Source organism: Streptomyces sp. ATexAB-D23, from assembly GCF_000373645.1.
GTDB lineage: Bacteria > Actinomycetota > Actinomycetes > Streptomycetales > Streptomycetaceae > Streptomyces > Streptomyces castrisilvae.
This window is the reverse complement of the sequence record NZ_KB892029.1, coordinates 1-15,051: the sequence shown is the minus strand read 5'-3', so window position 1 is coordinate 15,051 and position 15,051 is coordinate 1. Positions and strand designations below refer to the sequence as shown.

General features: G+C 75.5%; 6 protein-coding genes and 1 pseudogene. 5 read left to right on the top strand and 2 right to left on the bottom strand.

Features of this window, described 5'->3' with window-relative positions; genetic code table 11:
- The first annotated feature begins 48 nt into the window (after positions 1–48).
- The 5 genes from B082_RS36530 (at position 49) to B082_RS0124185 (ending at position 13,247) form a co-directional block, all read left to right on the top strand.
- Positions 49–909 (top strand): DUF4132 domain-containing protein, encoded by an 861-nt coding sequence (locus B082_RS36530; RefSeq protein WP_018554383.1) that lies wholly within the window; start codon positions 49–51, stop codon positions 907–909.
- Complete coding sequence (locus B082_RS0124200) at positions 906–6,068, top strand: hypothetical protein (protein WP_018554382.1); 5,163 nt, start codon at positions 906–908, stop codon at positions 6,066–6,068. The genes B082_RS36530 and B082_RS0124200 overlap by 4 nt, the downstream gene beginning before the upstream one ends.
- Positions 6,065–7,288: an AAA family ATPase gene (locus tag B082_RS0124195; RefSeq protein ID WP_018554381.1), complete on the top strand. Its 1,224-nt coding sequence runs from the start codon at positions 6,065–6,067 to the stop codon at positions 7,286–7,288. The genes B082_RS0124200 and B082_RS0124195 overlap by 4 nt, the downstream gene beginning before the upstream one ends.
- 233 nt (positions 7,289–7,521) lie before the next feature.
- Complete coding sequence (locus tag B082_RS0124190) at positions 7,522–11,379, top strand: vWA domain-containing protein (RefSeq protein WP_051094679.1); 3,858 nt, start codon at positions 7,522–7,524, stop codon at positions 11,377–11,379.
- A complete protein-coding gene (locus B082_RS0124185; protein WP_018554379.1) occupies positions 11,376–13,247 on the top strand; it encodes a hypothetical protein in 1,872 nt (623 codons plus the stop codon). Before B082_RS0124190 ends, B082_RS0124185 begins: the two co-directional genes overlap by 4 nt.
- A gap of 58 nt (positions 13,248–13,305) precedes the next feature.
- On the opposite strand, the gene B082_RS36525 is transcribed toward B082_RS0124185, so the two are convergent.
- Positions 13,306–14,433, bottom strand: coding sequence for a DUF2776 family protein (locus B082_RS36525; protein ID WP_018554378.1), 1,128 nt, complete (start codon positions 14,431–14,433; stop codon positions 13,306–13,308).
- A 334-nt stretch (positions 14,434–14,767) separates the two neighbouring features.
- A pseudogene (locus B082_RS38215) lies at positions 14,768–15,051 on the bottom strand (transposase); the annotation flags it as partial.

The window sequence follows — 15,051 nt, the reverse complement described above, 5'->3', positions numbered from 1 at the left end:
GCGTGCCGCCGTATCGGCGGACGTCCTGGACAACGGGGAGAACAGCGCATGGGGTGGGTTCCTGCGGGCGACTACGAGGTCGCCCTCGATGCGGGCAAAGTGGTCTGCCGCAACGGGAAGGGCCGGCGGCTGAAGTCCGTCCCGGCCAAGTTGAAGGACGACCCGGCGGTCGTCGGGCTCAGGCAGCTGACCGAGTGGCTCGACCGGCACGAGAGCCGGTGCCTGACCGACGTCGAGCAGTGGATGGTGCGTTCGCTGCCCGTCCCCACCGCCGTGCTCGCCCGGGTCTGGCCCGACCCGGCGTGGCAGGCGGCCCTGCGGGACGTCGTGGTCACCGGCGCGGGCGGCGGCGTCGCCGGATTCCTGCGCGACGTCGACCCCGACCGCGGTCTCGGCCTCGTCGACCTGGACGGCGACACGGTCCGCATCACCCCGGACGTCGTCAGCGTGCCCCACCCCGTCCTCCTCGACGACCTGGACGACCTGCGCGAGTTCGCGGTCGAACTCGGGGTGAGCCAGAAGGTGGAGCAGCTGTTCCGCGAGGTGTGGCGCCGCCCGGCGGGCCTCGCCCCCGACACCAGCTCGGTGGACACCTACGCCGGCGGCACGTTCAAGGAGATGCGCTTCCTGCACGGCCGCGTCACCCAGCTCGGATACCGCTCGCGCGGCGGTTACGCGGTCTGCCCCGTAGTGGAGGACGGCGCCACCGTCGAGGCGCGCATCTGGATCGGCGAGCACGACGGATACGGCGGGTACGACACCGAGACGGGCTCGCTGGGCTGGACCGACCCCACGGGGCGCGCGCTGACGGCGGCCGAACTCGGCCCCGTCGCGTGGTCCGAGGGCATGCGCATGGCGGCGGCGCTCTACGCCGGCCGCGACGTGGAGGACGAGGAGCGGGCGGCATGAGCATCACGACGACGAACACCGAAGCGAACACGACGGCGGCGGGCGCGGCATCCCTCCCCGCCCAGGCCGGGGGCGAAGGCGGCCGTAACCGGATCTCGGAGGCCCGCGCGGCGGCCCTGCTGGACGCCGGCGCGATCCTCCCCGCCGGCACCACCGACCGGGACGACGCCGACGCGCTGACCGCCCGTACCTACACCCACACCGCCCTGGGCGACCGCCCGCTGGTCCGGCTCGTGCCCGGCACGCTCGGCGAGGCCGAGGACCTGGCCCTGGAGTTCCTCGGGCTGACCCGCAGCGCCGAGGCCCCCGTCGTGGGCCAGGTGCGCCGCGAGACGCTGGGCTTCCCGGCCTGGGCACTGGTCAACGACCCGGCCAACGGGCACCACGCCCTGGCCCTGGTCAAGGACATCGAGCGGCTGGGCCGGCAGGCCAGGACCCGCGCGGGAGCGGCCAAGGAGGGCTTCGACGCACTCGGCACCACGCTCGGGCGGGCCGTTCCCCACTTCCTCCCCACCTACTACGAGCAGGTGGCACGCCTCTTCCTCCAGGCCGAGAACACCACCTACGCGGCTTCGTTCTTCGGCAAGGCCCGCGAGGCCGAGCGGGTGCACGGCCTGGTCGTGGACGAGGACCGGCAGCGCGCGGTCTTCCTGGAGTTCGCCTTCGCCGGCGCCCTGACCGTCAAGGCGCTCCGGCAGTACGTGCGGGACCTGGTGGCCCGGCTCGAACCGGCCGACGCCTGGGCGCAGTTCCGCCGACTGCTCGTCGAGCGCTGCGCGGCCGGCATGCCGCCGTACGCGGCGCTGCCGCAGGACGTGCGCGCACTGATCAAGGGCGCCGGGCTGGACCGCGAGGCCGCCGAGAGCGAGCTGGTGGCCGACCTGATCGGCTCCCCGGGCGTCGTCCGCGCCCCCGCCTCCTTCTGGACCGCCTACCGCCCCGCGCTCATCGCCCTCGCCCGGAGGGACGAGGCCGTGCGCGCCCGGCTCCTCGGCTTCTTCCCGGACACCTTCGGCGAGAGCGGCCGGGACACGGACGGCGAACTCGGCTGGCTCGCGCTGCTGGCGGAGTCCGGCGCCGAGGACCTGCTGACCGCCCTCCCCGACACCTCCGGCAACGCCCCGGCCGACCTGTCCGTCTCCCCGGCGGACTGGCTGGCCCGCTGGGAGGCACACCGCCGGCGCAACCGGGCCACCCCGGGCCGCAGCCCGCAGACCCTCGAACTGGCCGCCCGGATGGCGGACCGGCTGCGCGCAGACGGGCGCCCCGTCGAGCTGTTCCAGGGCCGCTGGCAGCGCACCGGAGACCTGGACCTGATCGACCTCTGCCTGGCCTCCGGCGTCCCCGTCGCCGTGCCGGACGCCCACGACACGGCCACCTCCAGGTCCTTCGGCCTCCCGGTCGGCCCGTGGCTCACCGACACCGCGCCCGGCGCGCGGGACCTCACCGCGCTCGCCGCACAGCCGGTACTCCGCGCCCTCCTGCGGCGGAACATCGGCGACCTCGGCACCGGACGCGGCCAGCGCCTGGGCGACACCGGCATGGCGACGCTGGCGGCGCACCCGGTGCTCTCCGTACTCCTGCGGGAATGGCTGACCGCCCACGCCCAGGAGTACGTGGCGGCGCGCGGGCTCCCCGCGCTGCGCACCGCCCTGCACAAGCTCTCGGCGTTCGGCACCGTGATCGCGGACGTCGCCCCGGAAGCCGTGCGCCTCCTCGAAGACCATGAGGTCGTGCCGCTGCTCGCCTCCACCCTGCGCACCGGCGTCTTCGACGAACTGGGCTGGCCCGCGCTCGACGAGACGTACGCCGAACTGGCCGCCGAGACCGCGACGCGCCCCCGGTCGGAGGGCGTCGGCGTCACCGGAGCCTGGCCCGCGCTGATCCTGAGCACGCGCGAACGGGCCGTCGTCGTCGGCCCGGAAGGCGTGCTGCTGCGCCACACACTGCGGCTGCCCGCCACCGTCGACCACTGGCGGACGACCGCCTTCCGTTACGTCGACGGCGAGTTGCTGGTCATCTGGTGGGAGGACGGCACACAGCGCGGCTACTGGTCGCACCGTCCCGCCGAGGTGTTCACCGTCGGCGGCGAGCAGATCTCCCGCTGGGGCGGCTCCTCGGACGAGGTCTGCCTGCCGCTGCCCGGCGGCGGCCGCGCCACGGGCGGCAAGGCCCTGCACGCGGGCGACACCACCCTCCCGCCGCAGCGCGCCGTGATCTCCGACGGCACCGGTCACTGGCGGGAAGGACACCAGGGCAGCCGGCAGGTGTGGCTGGAGTACGACCCCGTCGGCGGCTCGCACGGCCGCGCGTCCCTCCCCGCGTTCCTCCGCTCCGGTGTGCGGGACGGCGCCCGGCTGCTCACCGAGCACTGCCAGGTGCTGCCCCTCCAGCCCGGTCTGGAGGACACCCCGTTCGGCACGGACGGCACGGTCCTCGGCCGCTGGGTCCGGCAGACGGTCACCGAGCCCGGCACGGCCGCCCCGGCCGACGGGCACCGGATCGCCGCCGGTACCCCCGACGGCCACACGGTCACCCTGCCCTGCCCGCTGCCCGGCGGCGGATTCCAGGTGCCGCTCGGCGCCCTCACCCTGCCCGGCGGTTCCCGGCCGGTCATGGCCCTCAACCACCGGTACGTCGAAGCGTATCCGGCGGACACGGACGGCACCGGCGGCAGCCTCTGGGACGTCAACCCGGGAACCTCCGGCGGGGAGGACGCGATGGGCACCCGCTACGTACCTCCCCTCGCCTACTGGCACGCCCTGCGCCCGAGGGACGAGCGGGGCTCCGAGGCCCTGCGGAACCTGACGGACGACCGGGCCGAGGAACTGTTCAACGAGGTCGTCGACGCCGTCGCCCGGCACCTGGACGCGTACCGGGCGGTCGAGGAGTACACCGGGCCCTCGGCGCAGGAGCTGAGCCAGGAAGCCGTCGCGCGGGTGCTGCCCGAGGTGACCGACGCACGGCTCCTCGCGGGCGTCACCGGGCTCGTCCGGAACGCGGTGGACCGGGCCGTCGCGACCGTCCGGTACCTGGAACCGCCCGAGCCCGCACAGCCGGCCACCCCCCGGAACACCGCACGCACGCGGGGCATGTTCCACGAATACGAGCCCGAGCACGGGGACGACACGACCCTGCGGAACGCCTCGGCCTGGAGCTTCGAGCGGATGCGCGGCGGCTGGTGGGGGGCCGGGAGGCAGTGGACCGCGATCCGGCAGATCCTCGCCGTCAACCACGTCCTCGGCGGCGAGCCGGCGTTCGGCCCGCCCGTACCGTCCAAGGTCCCCTTCAACCCCGGGGACGGCTGGCAGCGGGACGAGTACACCGTGCCCGACACCTCCGCGCTCTGGACCTCCCTGCTCGACAAGCTGCCCCAACTCGCCTACCGGGCCGCCTCCGCGACCACCTCACCCGAGCACCGCGCCGGGCTCCTGCTGCTGCTGGAAGCCTTCGCCGTCGGCCCGCTGGCCGAACCGGCGGGGACGGTCCGGCAGGTGGAGCTCATCGAGCCGCTGCTGCCCGGAGGGACGCACCGGCCGGGACGCCCCGAGGCGGTGCACCGCCTCGGCCAGGTGCTGCGCAGGGGCGCCCGCACCGTCGTGGTCATCGCCGACCGCGGCCGCAACACCCGGGACGACGCGGCATGCTGGCTCGCCCTGGACCACGACCCGACCGGCGCCTTCGATCCCGTCCCGGGCTTCACCCTGGACCACGAGTACGTCTACCGGCAGGGCATCGACCGCGACCGGCTCACCAGGCTCACCGCCCTGGTACGGGAGCAGGGCCCGGCCCCCTGGCGCCCGGAGGCCGCCGAGGCGTTCCACACGGCCACCGGAATCGGCCCCCTCCAGTCCGCCGCCCTGCTGTCGGCGGCCGTCGAGGAGCCGGGCGCCGACGCGCTCGCGCTGCTCGGGGCGAAGACACGCGCCTTCGACGCGGCTCAGGCCAGGCTGAACGCCCTGCCCCGCGAGGACCGGCACGCCCTGGTGCGCGCCCTGCTGCCCGCCGACCCCGCCGAGCTGTGGTCCACGGGCCCCGACATCGCGTCCGCGGCAGGGGTCTGGCAGGAGCGCCTGGGCTCCCTCGCCCGCGTCCCCGAGGAGCTGGACCTCGACCTTTCGGGCACCAACGCCGGCGACGTCGACCTCATCCTCAACACGGGCTCCCGTGGCTGGCTCTCCCACGGCACCCGTCTCCAGGACGGCACCGGACGGCCGGGGCTGTACCAGGTGGGCGCACGCGGGATCGTCTCCGCGGCCCTGACCGCCCTGCGCACCCTCGCCTACACGCTGCCGTACGGGCACCCCCTGCGGGCACACCTGCCCGTCGGGCTCGCGGCCCTGCGCGGCCGCCTCGCCGACCCGGACCTGCTCCTGGACCTCGGTTCGCTCTGGACTGACACGGGCGGACCGGTCGGCCCCGCGATCCGGGCCGCGCACGGGCTCCCCGAGGCAGGGGGCGGCGAAGCCGACGGACTGGTCAGGGCCGGTGAGGCGCTGCTCCTGGCTGCCCCCCGAGGCAGCAACGAGAAGGTACTGATCCGCCCTGCCGCACTGACGGGGCCCCACGACCCGGCGTTCGGCCTCATCGAGGGATGCGCCGGCCATCACAGCGTCGACGATGTTCTTGCCCTGCGCGCCCTGCTGAGCGAGGAGACCGGAGCGCTGGCCTCGTCGGGCGTCCCCGACGGCTCCCCCTGCCACCCGGCCCAGGACCCGGCGCGATCGGTGCCGGACCTGGTGGCCGAGGCCGCCGAAACCCTCGGCCTGAGCGCGGACGCCGCCACCCTCTACCTGATGCTGCTCGCCCTGCCCGACCCGACGGACCGCAACTGCGCCCGCTGGACCGAGTGGAAGCCGGCCCGGACCAAGAAGGCGCGGGCGGAACTCGCCGCAACGGACCTCGTCCTGGAAGCGAAGCGGTCCCGCGCCGGCCGCACCCTGTTCCTCCCCTGCGGCTGGCTCGAACGCGGCGCCCCCGGACTGCCGCTGGAGACCTGGAAGGAACGCCTGTACCCCGTGTCCGGGGACACCCGGACCCTGCCTCACCTCCCCGTGCCCGAGCTGTTCGCAGCCGCCTGGGCACGGGTCCGCGGCGGCGACGCCCCCGCGTTCGAAGAACTGGACACCCGCGCAACCCGGAAGGGCCGCCGCCGATGACGGACAACACCATGACCACCACGGACAGCACCACCACGGGCACAGTCCCCGGCCGGACGATGGCGCCCGGCCGGGAGCACCGCCAGATCACCCTGCCCGAGGACCGGTACGCCGCCGAACTGGCCTTCCTCGCCGCCCACGACTCCGGGCCCCGGCCGCCGGGCTGGCTGCTCACCCCGCGCGCCGTCGTCACCTTCGTGATGGGCAGCGCGGGTGAGGCGCTGAGCCTGCCGAAGGGCGCCGTACCCGCGGCCGGGGTGCCGCGCCGCCTGGTGATCGAGCAGAAGTTCGTCGGCGAGCGCGCCCTCGTCGAACGATGCGTGGTCACCCTTGCCGGAGAGCGCGGTCTCCTCCTCGTCGGTGAACCGGGCACCGCCAAGTCCATGCTCTCCGAGCTGCTGTCGGCGGCCGTCTGCGGCACCAGCGCGCTCACCGTTCAGGGCACCGCGGGCACCACCGAGGACCAGCTCAAGTACGGCTGGAACTACGCGCTGCTCCTCGCCCAGGGCCCCACCGAACAGGCCCTGGTGCCCTCCCCGGTGCTCACCGCCATGACCCGGGGAGCCGTGGCCCGCGTCGAGGAGGTCACCCGCTGTCTGCCCGAGGTCCAGGACGCCCTGGTGTCCCTGCTCTCGGAGCGGCGGATCGCGGTTCCCGAACTGGCGGGCGGCGAGAGCGCGCAGATGCACGCGGCCCCCGGGTTCACCCTCATCGCCACCGCCAACCTGCGGGACAAGGGCGTCTCGGAGATGTCCGCCGCGCTGAAGCGGCGCTTCAACTTCGAGACCGTGGGCCCCATCGGCGACGTGGACGCCGAGACCGCGCTCGTCCGCCGCCAGTCGCGGGCGGCCGTCGAACGGGTGGGCGCCGCCTACCAGGTGGACGACGCGGTACTCGAAGCCCTCGTCACCGCCTTCCGGGACCTGCGCGAGGGGCGCTCCGTGGAGGGCTGGGAGGTCGAACGGCCCTCCACGGTGATGAGCACGGCGGAGGCGGTCTCCGTCGCGGGCTCCCTGGGCCTGGCCGCCGCCTACTTCCCCGGCGACCGGGACGTGCTCTCCCTCCTGCCCGGCCACATGCTCGGAGTCGTCCGCAAGGACGACCCCGCCGACGTGGCACGGCTGCTGGGGTACTGGGACGGTCCGGTACGCAGGCGCGCGGAGCAGGGGTCGGCCACCTGGCGCGCCCTGTGGGACCTGCGCACGGTGCTGGAGAACTGACGGTGACCGAGTCGACCACGCCCGAGCCGCGGCTCGTGTCCGAGACGTCGCCCACCGCGGCGGGGCCCCGGGCCGCCGCCGAGGCGTCGCCCACCGCCGCCGGACCGGCCGCCTCCCGGACGGGGGGCCCGGCCGCCGCGCCCGGGGGTGCCGGGCCCGCCGCGCCGGAGGGCGCCGGGTCCGCCGCGCCCGCCGCGCCGGAGGGTGCCGGGCCCGCCTCGCCGGAGGGTGCGGTGGCGGCCCTCGCGGCGACCGGGCCGGGGCTGCCGTTCCTGATCGGGGTGCGCCACCACGCGCCCTCGCTGGCCGCCGCCCTTCCGGCCCTGCTGGACGCGGCGGCGCCCGATGTCCTCCTCGTCGAACTGCCCGCCGAGTTCCAGCCCTGGCTGGGCTGGCTCGCCCACGAGGAGACCGAGGCGCCGGTGGCGCTGGCCGCCGTGCCCGGCTCGGGACCGGCAGGCGAACGGGGCCCCTCCTTCTACCCGTTCGCCGACTTCTCGCCCGAACTGGTCGCTCTGCGCTGGGCGGCGAGAAACGGGGTCCGGGCCGTGGCCTGCGATCTGCCACTGGCCGACCGGGCGTGGGCGGGAGCCGGTCCGGACACCCCTCCCCCCGCACTCGTGCCGGGGGAGGGGCACGGCCTGTCCGACGCGCTCCGCTCCCGGCTCACCGGCCGGGACGGCGACGACCTCTGGGACCGGCTGGTGGAGACCCTCGCCCCGGGCTCGACCCCCGAGGCGCTCCGCCGCGCCGCCCTGCTCACCGGCTGGGCGCTGCGCCACGAGGCGGAGGCACGGGACGGGGTGCGGGGCACGGACCTGGCACGCGAGGCATGCATGCGCGCCCACATCGCGGAGGCCTTGGCGAACGGCCGCCGCCCCGCCGTGGTGGTGGGGGCCTTCCACACCCCGGCGCTGCTGGGGCACGCGACTGGGGGACCCGTGTCCGAGGCGGCGGGGATGCCGGCGGCCGGTGATCCCGCCCCCGAGGGCCACGCGGACGGCGCTGCCGGGCTGGCGGAATACACGGTTTCCCTGGTCCCGTACACCTACGCGCTGCTCGACGCGCGGTCCGGCTACCCGGCGGGTATCCGCGATCCGGAGTGGCAGCACATCGTCCTGGAGGCCGCCGGGGACCCGGACGCGCTGCACGAGGCGCTGATCCGCACCGCGGTCCGTGTCTGCGCCGCCCTGCGCGAGCAGGGCCACCCCTACGGGCCGGCGGACGGGCGGGAGATCGTCCGGGTGGCCGGTGACCTGGCCCGCCTGCGCGATCTGCCCGCCCCCGGCCGCGGCGAACTCCTGGAAGCCGTACAGACGGTGCTGGGGCGCGGCGAGACCTACGGCACCGGCCGCGCGGTCGCTCAGGCACTCGAACGCGTACTGGTCGGAGCCCGTACCGGACGGCCCGCGTCCGCCGCCCCGCGCAGCGGACTGGGACCCGCCGTCGAGGCGGAGGCCGAGGCGCTCTCCCTCCCCGGCCCCGGGGACACGCACGAGAAGACGCCGCGCGACCTCCGGCTCGACCCGGCGCGCTCCGCCTTGGACCGGCGCCGCGAACTGCTGCTGCGCAGGCTGACGGTGTGCGGCATCCCCTACGCGCGGGAGCAGGAGGTGACCGGCGCGGCGGGCACGGAAGGACTCACGACGCGCTGGCAGGTGCGGTGGACGCCGGCGACGGCCGCGATGCTCACCGCGGCGGGGGCCCGTGGTGTCACCCCGGCCCAGGCGGCCGAGGGTGTGCTGCGGCAGCGGCACGGAGCCGAGCGGGCGGAGGGCGGCCCGACGGCCGCCCAGGTCGTCCACGGCCTCACCGAGGCCGCCCAGTGCGGGCTTCCCGCCCTGGCCGGCGAAAGGCTGACGGAACTGGCGGCCGTACTTCCCGCGAGCGGTACCCTTCCCGAGCTCCTCGCGGGGCTCGACCTGCTGGACCGGATCGACGCCGGCCATCTGACGGGCCCGGCCGCCCCCGACGGCCCACAGGACCCGGGCGCCGACGCCCCCGCCCGGTCCGCCCGCACCGCGCGGGCGGCCGAACTCCTGACCTCGGCGGCGGTCCGCCAGGTCGACGGCCTGACGGGTTCCGAGGAGCCCGCGGACGCCCGCGCGCTGCTCGAACTGTCCCAGCGAGCCGACCGGGTGGGCGGCATCCGGCTCACCGACGCCCTCGCCCGGCTCGCCGCAGACGGCACCCCGCTGATCGCGGCGGCCGCCGGAGCGGTCCGGGTGCTCACGGGCCACGAGGAGGCCGAGGCCTTCGGAGGGCGCGTCGCCTCCTGGGTCGACGGAGCCGCGGACAGCGCCTCCCGGGCCGCGCTCACCGCCCGCCTCACCGGCGTCCTGACCGTGGCGGGCCCCCTGCTGACCGTCGGCGTCGGAGCCCTGGACCCGTTGCTGCACCGGGTCGTCGAGCTGGACGACAACGCGTTCCTGGCCCGGCTGCCCGCCCTGCGCGGCGGCTTCGACACTCTGAGTCCGGCCGCCCGCGACCGGCTCCTCGACACCATCGAGGAGCGGCTGGGCGAACGGGTGGACACCCTCGACGCGGACGATCCGGCCGAGCAGGCCCGCCGCACGGCCGCCGACCTCGCGGCCCGAGACCTCCTCACCGGCCTCGGCCTGCCGGTCCCGCCCCCCGCGCATGACCCCGGCCGGTCTGCCCCGCCTCCCGCGCACGACCCCGGCCGGTCTGCCCCGCCTCCCGCGCTCGGTCTCGTCCCGCCACCCGCGCCCGCGCCCGACGACGGGTTCCCACCGCTGCCCGGCGACCGAGCCGCGAGGCACCCCCTCGACGTACCCGCCGCCGCACCCGCACCCGCAACCCTCACCGCGGCAGCAACTCCCAGCGAGGCCGAAACACCCAGCGAGGCCCCGGCCCCCACCCAGGCGCCGGCCCCCACCCAGGCCCCAGCCCACACGAAGGCCGAAACACCCAGCGAGGCCCCGGCTCCCACCGAGGCCGATCCCGTGCGGACCCTCGCGCCCGCCGACCGGTGGCGGCTCGTGCTCGGCCGGCGGCCCGACCGGCTGCCGTCCGGCGCCGGCCGCCTGGCGACCGCTCTGGACGAGCTCTACGGCGCGGGCCACGGCGAGGGTTCCCGTGGCGGCCTGCCGGGACCCGGTGGCGGTTACGGTTCGCGCGGCGGCCGGGAGCCTTCGTTCCCCGGCGTCCGCGAGTGGTCCGAGGAACTGGCCGCGCTGTTCGGCCCCGGTGTCCGTGAAGAAGTACTCGCCGCGGCGGCCGCGACCGGCCGGCCGGACGTTCTCACCGAGCTCGACCCGGCTGCCGCCACCCCCTCCGTGGAACTGCTCCGCACGGTCCTGCGGTACGCCGGCGGCCTGCCCGAGGCCCGCCTCGCCGCGCTCCGGCCGCTGGTCCGCCGCCTGGTCGACGAACTGACCCGGCAGCTCACCACCCGGCTGCGCCCCGCCCTCACGGGCACGATGCTGGCCCGGCCCACGCGCCGCCCCGGCGGCCGGCTGGACCTGCCGCGCACGCTGCGCGCCAACCTGGCAACCGCCCGCCGGACGGCCGACGGAACGGTCCAAGTGATCCCCGAGAAGCCGGTGTTCCGAGGCCGCGGCCGCCGGTCGGCCGACTGGCGCCTGATCCTGGTCACCGACGTCTCCGGGTCCATGGAAGCGTCCACGATCTGGTCGGCGCTGACCGCCTCCGTACTCGCCGGGGTGCCGACCCTGAGCACCCACTTCCTGGCGTTCTCCACGGAGGTCGTCGACCTCACCGGCCATGTGCACGATCCCCTCTCGCTCCTGCTGGAGGTGAGCGTGGGCGGGGGTACGCACATCGCCGCAGGTCTGCGGCACGCCCGCAGCCTGATCGAGGTGCCCAGCCGCACCCTCGTCGTCGTCATCAGCGACTTCGAGGAGGGCGCGCCGCTCGGCGGACTGCTCGCCGAGGTGCGGGCCCTGGTGACCGCCGGCTGCCACGTCCTGGGATGCGCGAGCCTCGACGACGCCGGCCGGCCCCGCTACTCGACGGGCGTCGCGGGGCAGCTCGTGGCCGCCGGCATGCCCGTGGCGGCGCTCAGCCCACTCGAACTGGCCCGCTGGATAGGGGAGAAGACCGCATGAACGCCGCCCAGCTGCCACCCGTCGCGCCGGAGGTCACGGCGACGCTGGTGGAGGACCTCTCGCCCCGGCTGCGCAAGCGGCTGGACGCGGCAGTCACCAAGCTCGGCGCCCGTCCGACGCACCGAGACGGGGACACGGTGACGATCGCGGTCGACGACGAGACCGAGCTGCGCCTGCACGCCCCGGGCGGCACGGTGGCGACGGTGGACGCCATCACCTGTGGCTGTCTCCTCGCCCCGGCGTGCGTCCACCGCGCGGCTGCCGCCTGCGCCGCCCCCACGGCCGACCCGGCACCGGACCCGGAGAAGGACCCGGAGAAGGACCCGGACGCGGAGACGGTGCCGAAGGCGGCACCGGACCCGGCCGACCAGCTCACCGCGGCGCCCCCCGACCCCGCCGCCGAGTCCGCCTCCGACCCGGTCGCCGACCCCGTCGCCGAGTCCACCCCCGCCTCCCCGCCCGAGGCGGCGAGCCCGCCCGAGCGTGCCGCGGCCGACGCTCTGTGGTCGGCGGGCGCGGCCGTGCTGGAGGCCGGCGTGGACGGGGCCGGTGCCGTCACGCAGTCGGTCCTCCTCCGCGCCGCGCACACGGCCAGGCTCCGGAACCTGCCGCGCCCCGCGGGCGCCGCGCTCTCCGTCGTCACGCTGCTGCGCGCGGCCCGCTCGGGGGACCCCTCCTACCGCACCGCCGACCTCGTCACGGCTCTGGCCGAACTCCTGGGCACCGCCCACCGGGTGGGGACAGCGGCCGGTGCGGAGCTGGCCGCCGTCCGAGGCCGCGCGCGCCGCCCGTACAGCCCGGAGGGCTCACTGCGTCTGTACGGCCTGTTCACCGAGCCCGTGGTCACCGACTCGGGGCACGGCGGTGTCCGCACCTGGGTCGCCGCACCCGACGGGCGTCTCTGCACGGTCGGTGACGTGGCCCCCGGCGGCGCCGGGCGCGCCCTGGGCGTGGCCGACCGGGCCGTGCGTCTGGGGGACAGCGCGCTCACCCACCGGGAGCTGGGCCGGGCCGGCCTGGCGGTCTCGGGCGCGACGGTCTCCCCGGACGGCAGGCTGGGTGCCGGGAAGGGCGTCAAGGCCGTAACCGCCCGGGGTGCGGCGTGGACGGAGCCTCCGCTCGCCGCCCTGTGGGAGACACCGCCGTCCGAACAGGCGGCCCGCGCCCTGCGGTCCACCTCCCGCTACGCGGACACGGGTGGCGGCGGCAGCGACCTGCTCTTCCTGGAGGTCGAACTCCTCGGCGCGGTCAGGGAGCCGGACGGCGTCTGCCTGCTCGCGCTGTGCGGGGGCGGCGTCCCCGTCCGCCTGGCCGTCGCCGATGACGACCCGGCGCTGGCCCACCGCGACAACCTGATGCTGCTGGCCACGGCGCCGGGGACCCGGCTGCGGATCATCGGCCGCCTGGTGCCCGCTCCCCACCCCCGGCTCACCCTCCTCGCCTGCTCGCACCCGGCGGGCGAGGGCACGGTCGACCTCGGCCTGGACCGCCTGCGCCGAGCGGACCTCCCGGACCCGGCAGCCCCCGTACACCTCGCCCCGGCGCAGCCCGGGGACTGGGGCGCGTACTCACCGCTGCACCTCCTGGAGCGCCGGATCGACCAGACCGTCCCGGCGGGCCGCGCCGCCCTAGGCATGCTCGGTGACGTCACCGCCGAGGCCGCCCGCCTCCGCCGCGCGGGCCTTCCCACGGCCGCCGGACTCCTCACCGCCCTGTGCGCATCGGCGGCCCGGCGCGACCGCGACCACTTCGGCCGCCTCCTCCCCGCCGACACCGACGGATTCGCCACCAACTGGCTCACCGCGGCCCGCTACTCGGCCGCCGTGGCCGAGTCACTGTGCGCGGCGGCCTGGGAACCGAGGCGGTAGGCGCCGACGCACGGCCGGGCGGGCCCGGGGCGGCGGTGAGCGGACCCGGGACGATCCATCAGGACGGGACCCGGCCGCTGTCGTCGGGAGGACGAGTTCCGCCGGCCTTGCTCGCGGGCCCGTCGCTGTCGCCGCCGCTCGTCCCGCTCTCGAGGATGGAGACGATCGAGAACAGCGAGAAGCAGATGCCTCCGAGTCCGACCAGGACCCGCGCGGCGACGACCACCGCGGGGTCGGCGGACTCGAAGAGGAACGTGGACAGGAACAGGCAGAGCAGGGCCGTGCCCACCGGGATCAGTGGCACGCGGTTGGCCAGCGGAGCCGTCCGCCGCCAGACAAGGGCCAGCAGCAGCACCTTGCTCAGGATGCTCCAGCAGATCAGTCCGAGACCGATCAGGACATAGGCGCAGGCGAGCTGGGCGGGCCGGGTGTGTACAGCGATGACGATCAGCCCCCATACGATCCCGATCGCGCCGAGCGCGGCGGCCGCGGCGGGCCAGAGGACACGGTCGCGCGGGGCGTAGGTGTTCTGGATCTGCCGCAGAATACTGGCCACCAGGCCGATCAGGCAGGTACAGACGAGTGCCAGCCCGACCATCACGTGCCCGGCGGTGAAGCGCCCGTTCGGTAGTCCGCCGCCCCCGCCCGCCAGCAGGACAATGGCCCATGCCCAGGTGACCAGGGACGCCAGGGCCGGGAGCGCCAGCAGCGTGCGCACGGTGAGAGGGGCGAAGGGGGCCGGTGAGAGGGGCGGTGACCCCTCGGGCAGCGCGGAGTTCTTGGTGATCTGTACGAACCTGGTGGAGGCAGTGGCCACGGACGAGACGCAGACGCAGATCATCCCGACCCCGAGGACCACATGCCCGGCGACGAAATCGGGGGGCGGCCGCGGTGTCTCCGTCAGGAGGGACAGCCCGTAGCCGATGGTGACCCCGCTGACCGCGAAGCCGAAGACCGGGTACATGATCCGGTCCAGAGCCGTGTAGCGGTCGATGAGCTGTCTGATGATCGTGGCCGCGGTGGCGAAGAGGCACAGACAGATCGCGGACAGGAAGACCAGCACCAGACCGGCGACGCGTGCGCTCGGTCCGGACGCGTGGGCGAGGACGTAACCGCCCAGGGCGGCCGAAACGGCACCCATGAGGACGGGGATGGCCCGGAACAGGACGCTGATCCTGTAATTCATCAAGCCTCCTGGGAATGGGATCTCAGACCATCGTCGGGCCGCGTTCGTCGGGCTGCCACCGGGGCGGACGAAGGGGCCTCCAGGGGCTTCGTCCGTACGATGCTCGGGCGTCCTGCCTGACGTACCCCGCCGTCAACGGCGTGCCGGATCACCCACTGGCCGAGTGGACCGGGCACACCGACGTGGGGACGACGAGGAAGCGGTACGTGAAGCCGGACGTGAAGGACCCGCTTCCGGCGCCGGAGGTATTGGGGGGAGGACTCGCGCAGGCGCGTGAAGATCGTGACGGACAAAGGTGTGAACCCGTCCGAGGACAAGACCGAATCACTGCAATACCGCTTCGGGGTGCGTGTTCGCCGTGGATCGAGGTCCCGGACTGCCGGGTGGTGGGTGCGAGTCCGGCGTAGGAGGCGAGGTGGGCGGCGGTGGGGAAGCTGGTGCCGTCGCCGACGGTGACCAGCAGGACGGCGGCGGTCCTGACGCCGACGCCGGGCATCGACGTCAGGACCGAGGAAAGAGGGTGGGCCTCCAGAAGCGTGTTGATCTGGGTTTCCATCGCCCGTCGCTGGGTGTGGACGGAGGCCAGGGACGCGGCCAGGGAGGGGATGACGATGTCCA

Excerpts from the sequence above, each read along its gene's own strand:
- B082_RS36530 (WP_018554383.1), top strand. The coding sequence starts at position 49 with ATGGGGTGGGTTCCTGCGGGCGACTACGAGGTCGCCCTCGATGCGGGC.
- B082_RS0124200 (WP_018554382.1), top strand. The coding sequence starts at position 906 with ATGAGCATCACGACGACGAACACCGAAGCGAACACGACGGCGGCGGGC.
- B082_RS0124195 (WP_018554381.1), top strand. The coding sequence starts at position 6,065 with ATGACGGACAACACCATGACCACCACGGACAGCACCACCACGGGCACA.
- B082_RS0124185 (WP_018554379.1), top strand. The coding sequence starts at position 11,376 with ATGAACGCCGCCCAGCTGCCACCCGTCGCGCCGGAGGTCACGGCGACG.
- B082_RS36525 (WP_018554378.1), bottom strand. The coding sequence starts at position 14,433 with ATGAATTACAGGATCAGCGTCCTGTTCCGGGCCATCCCCGTCCTCATG.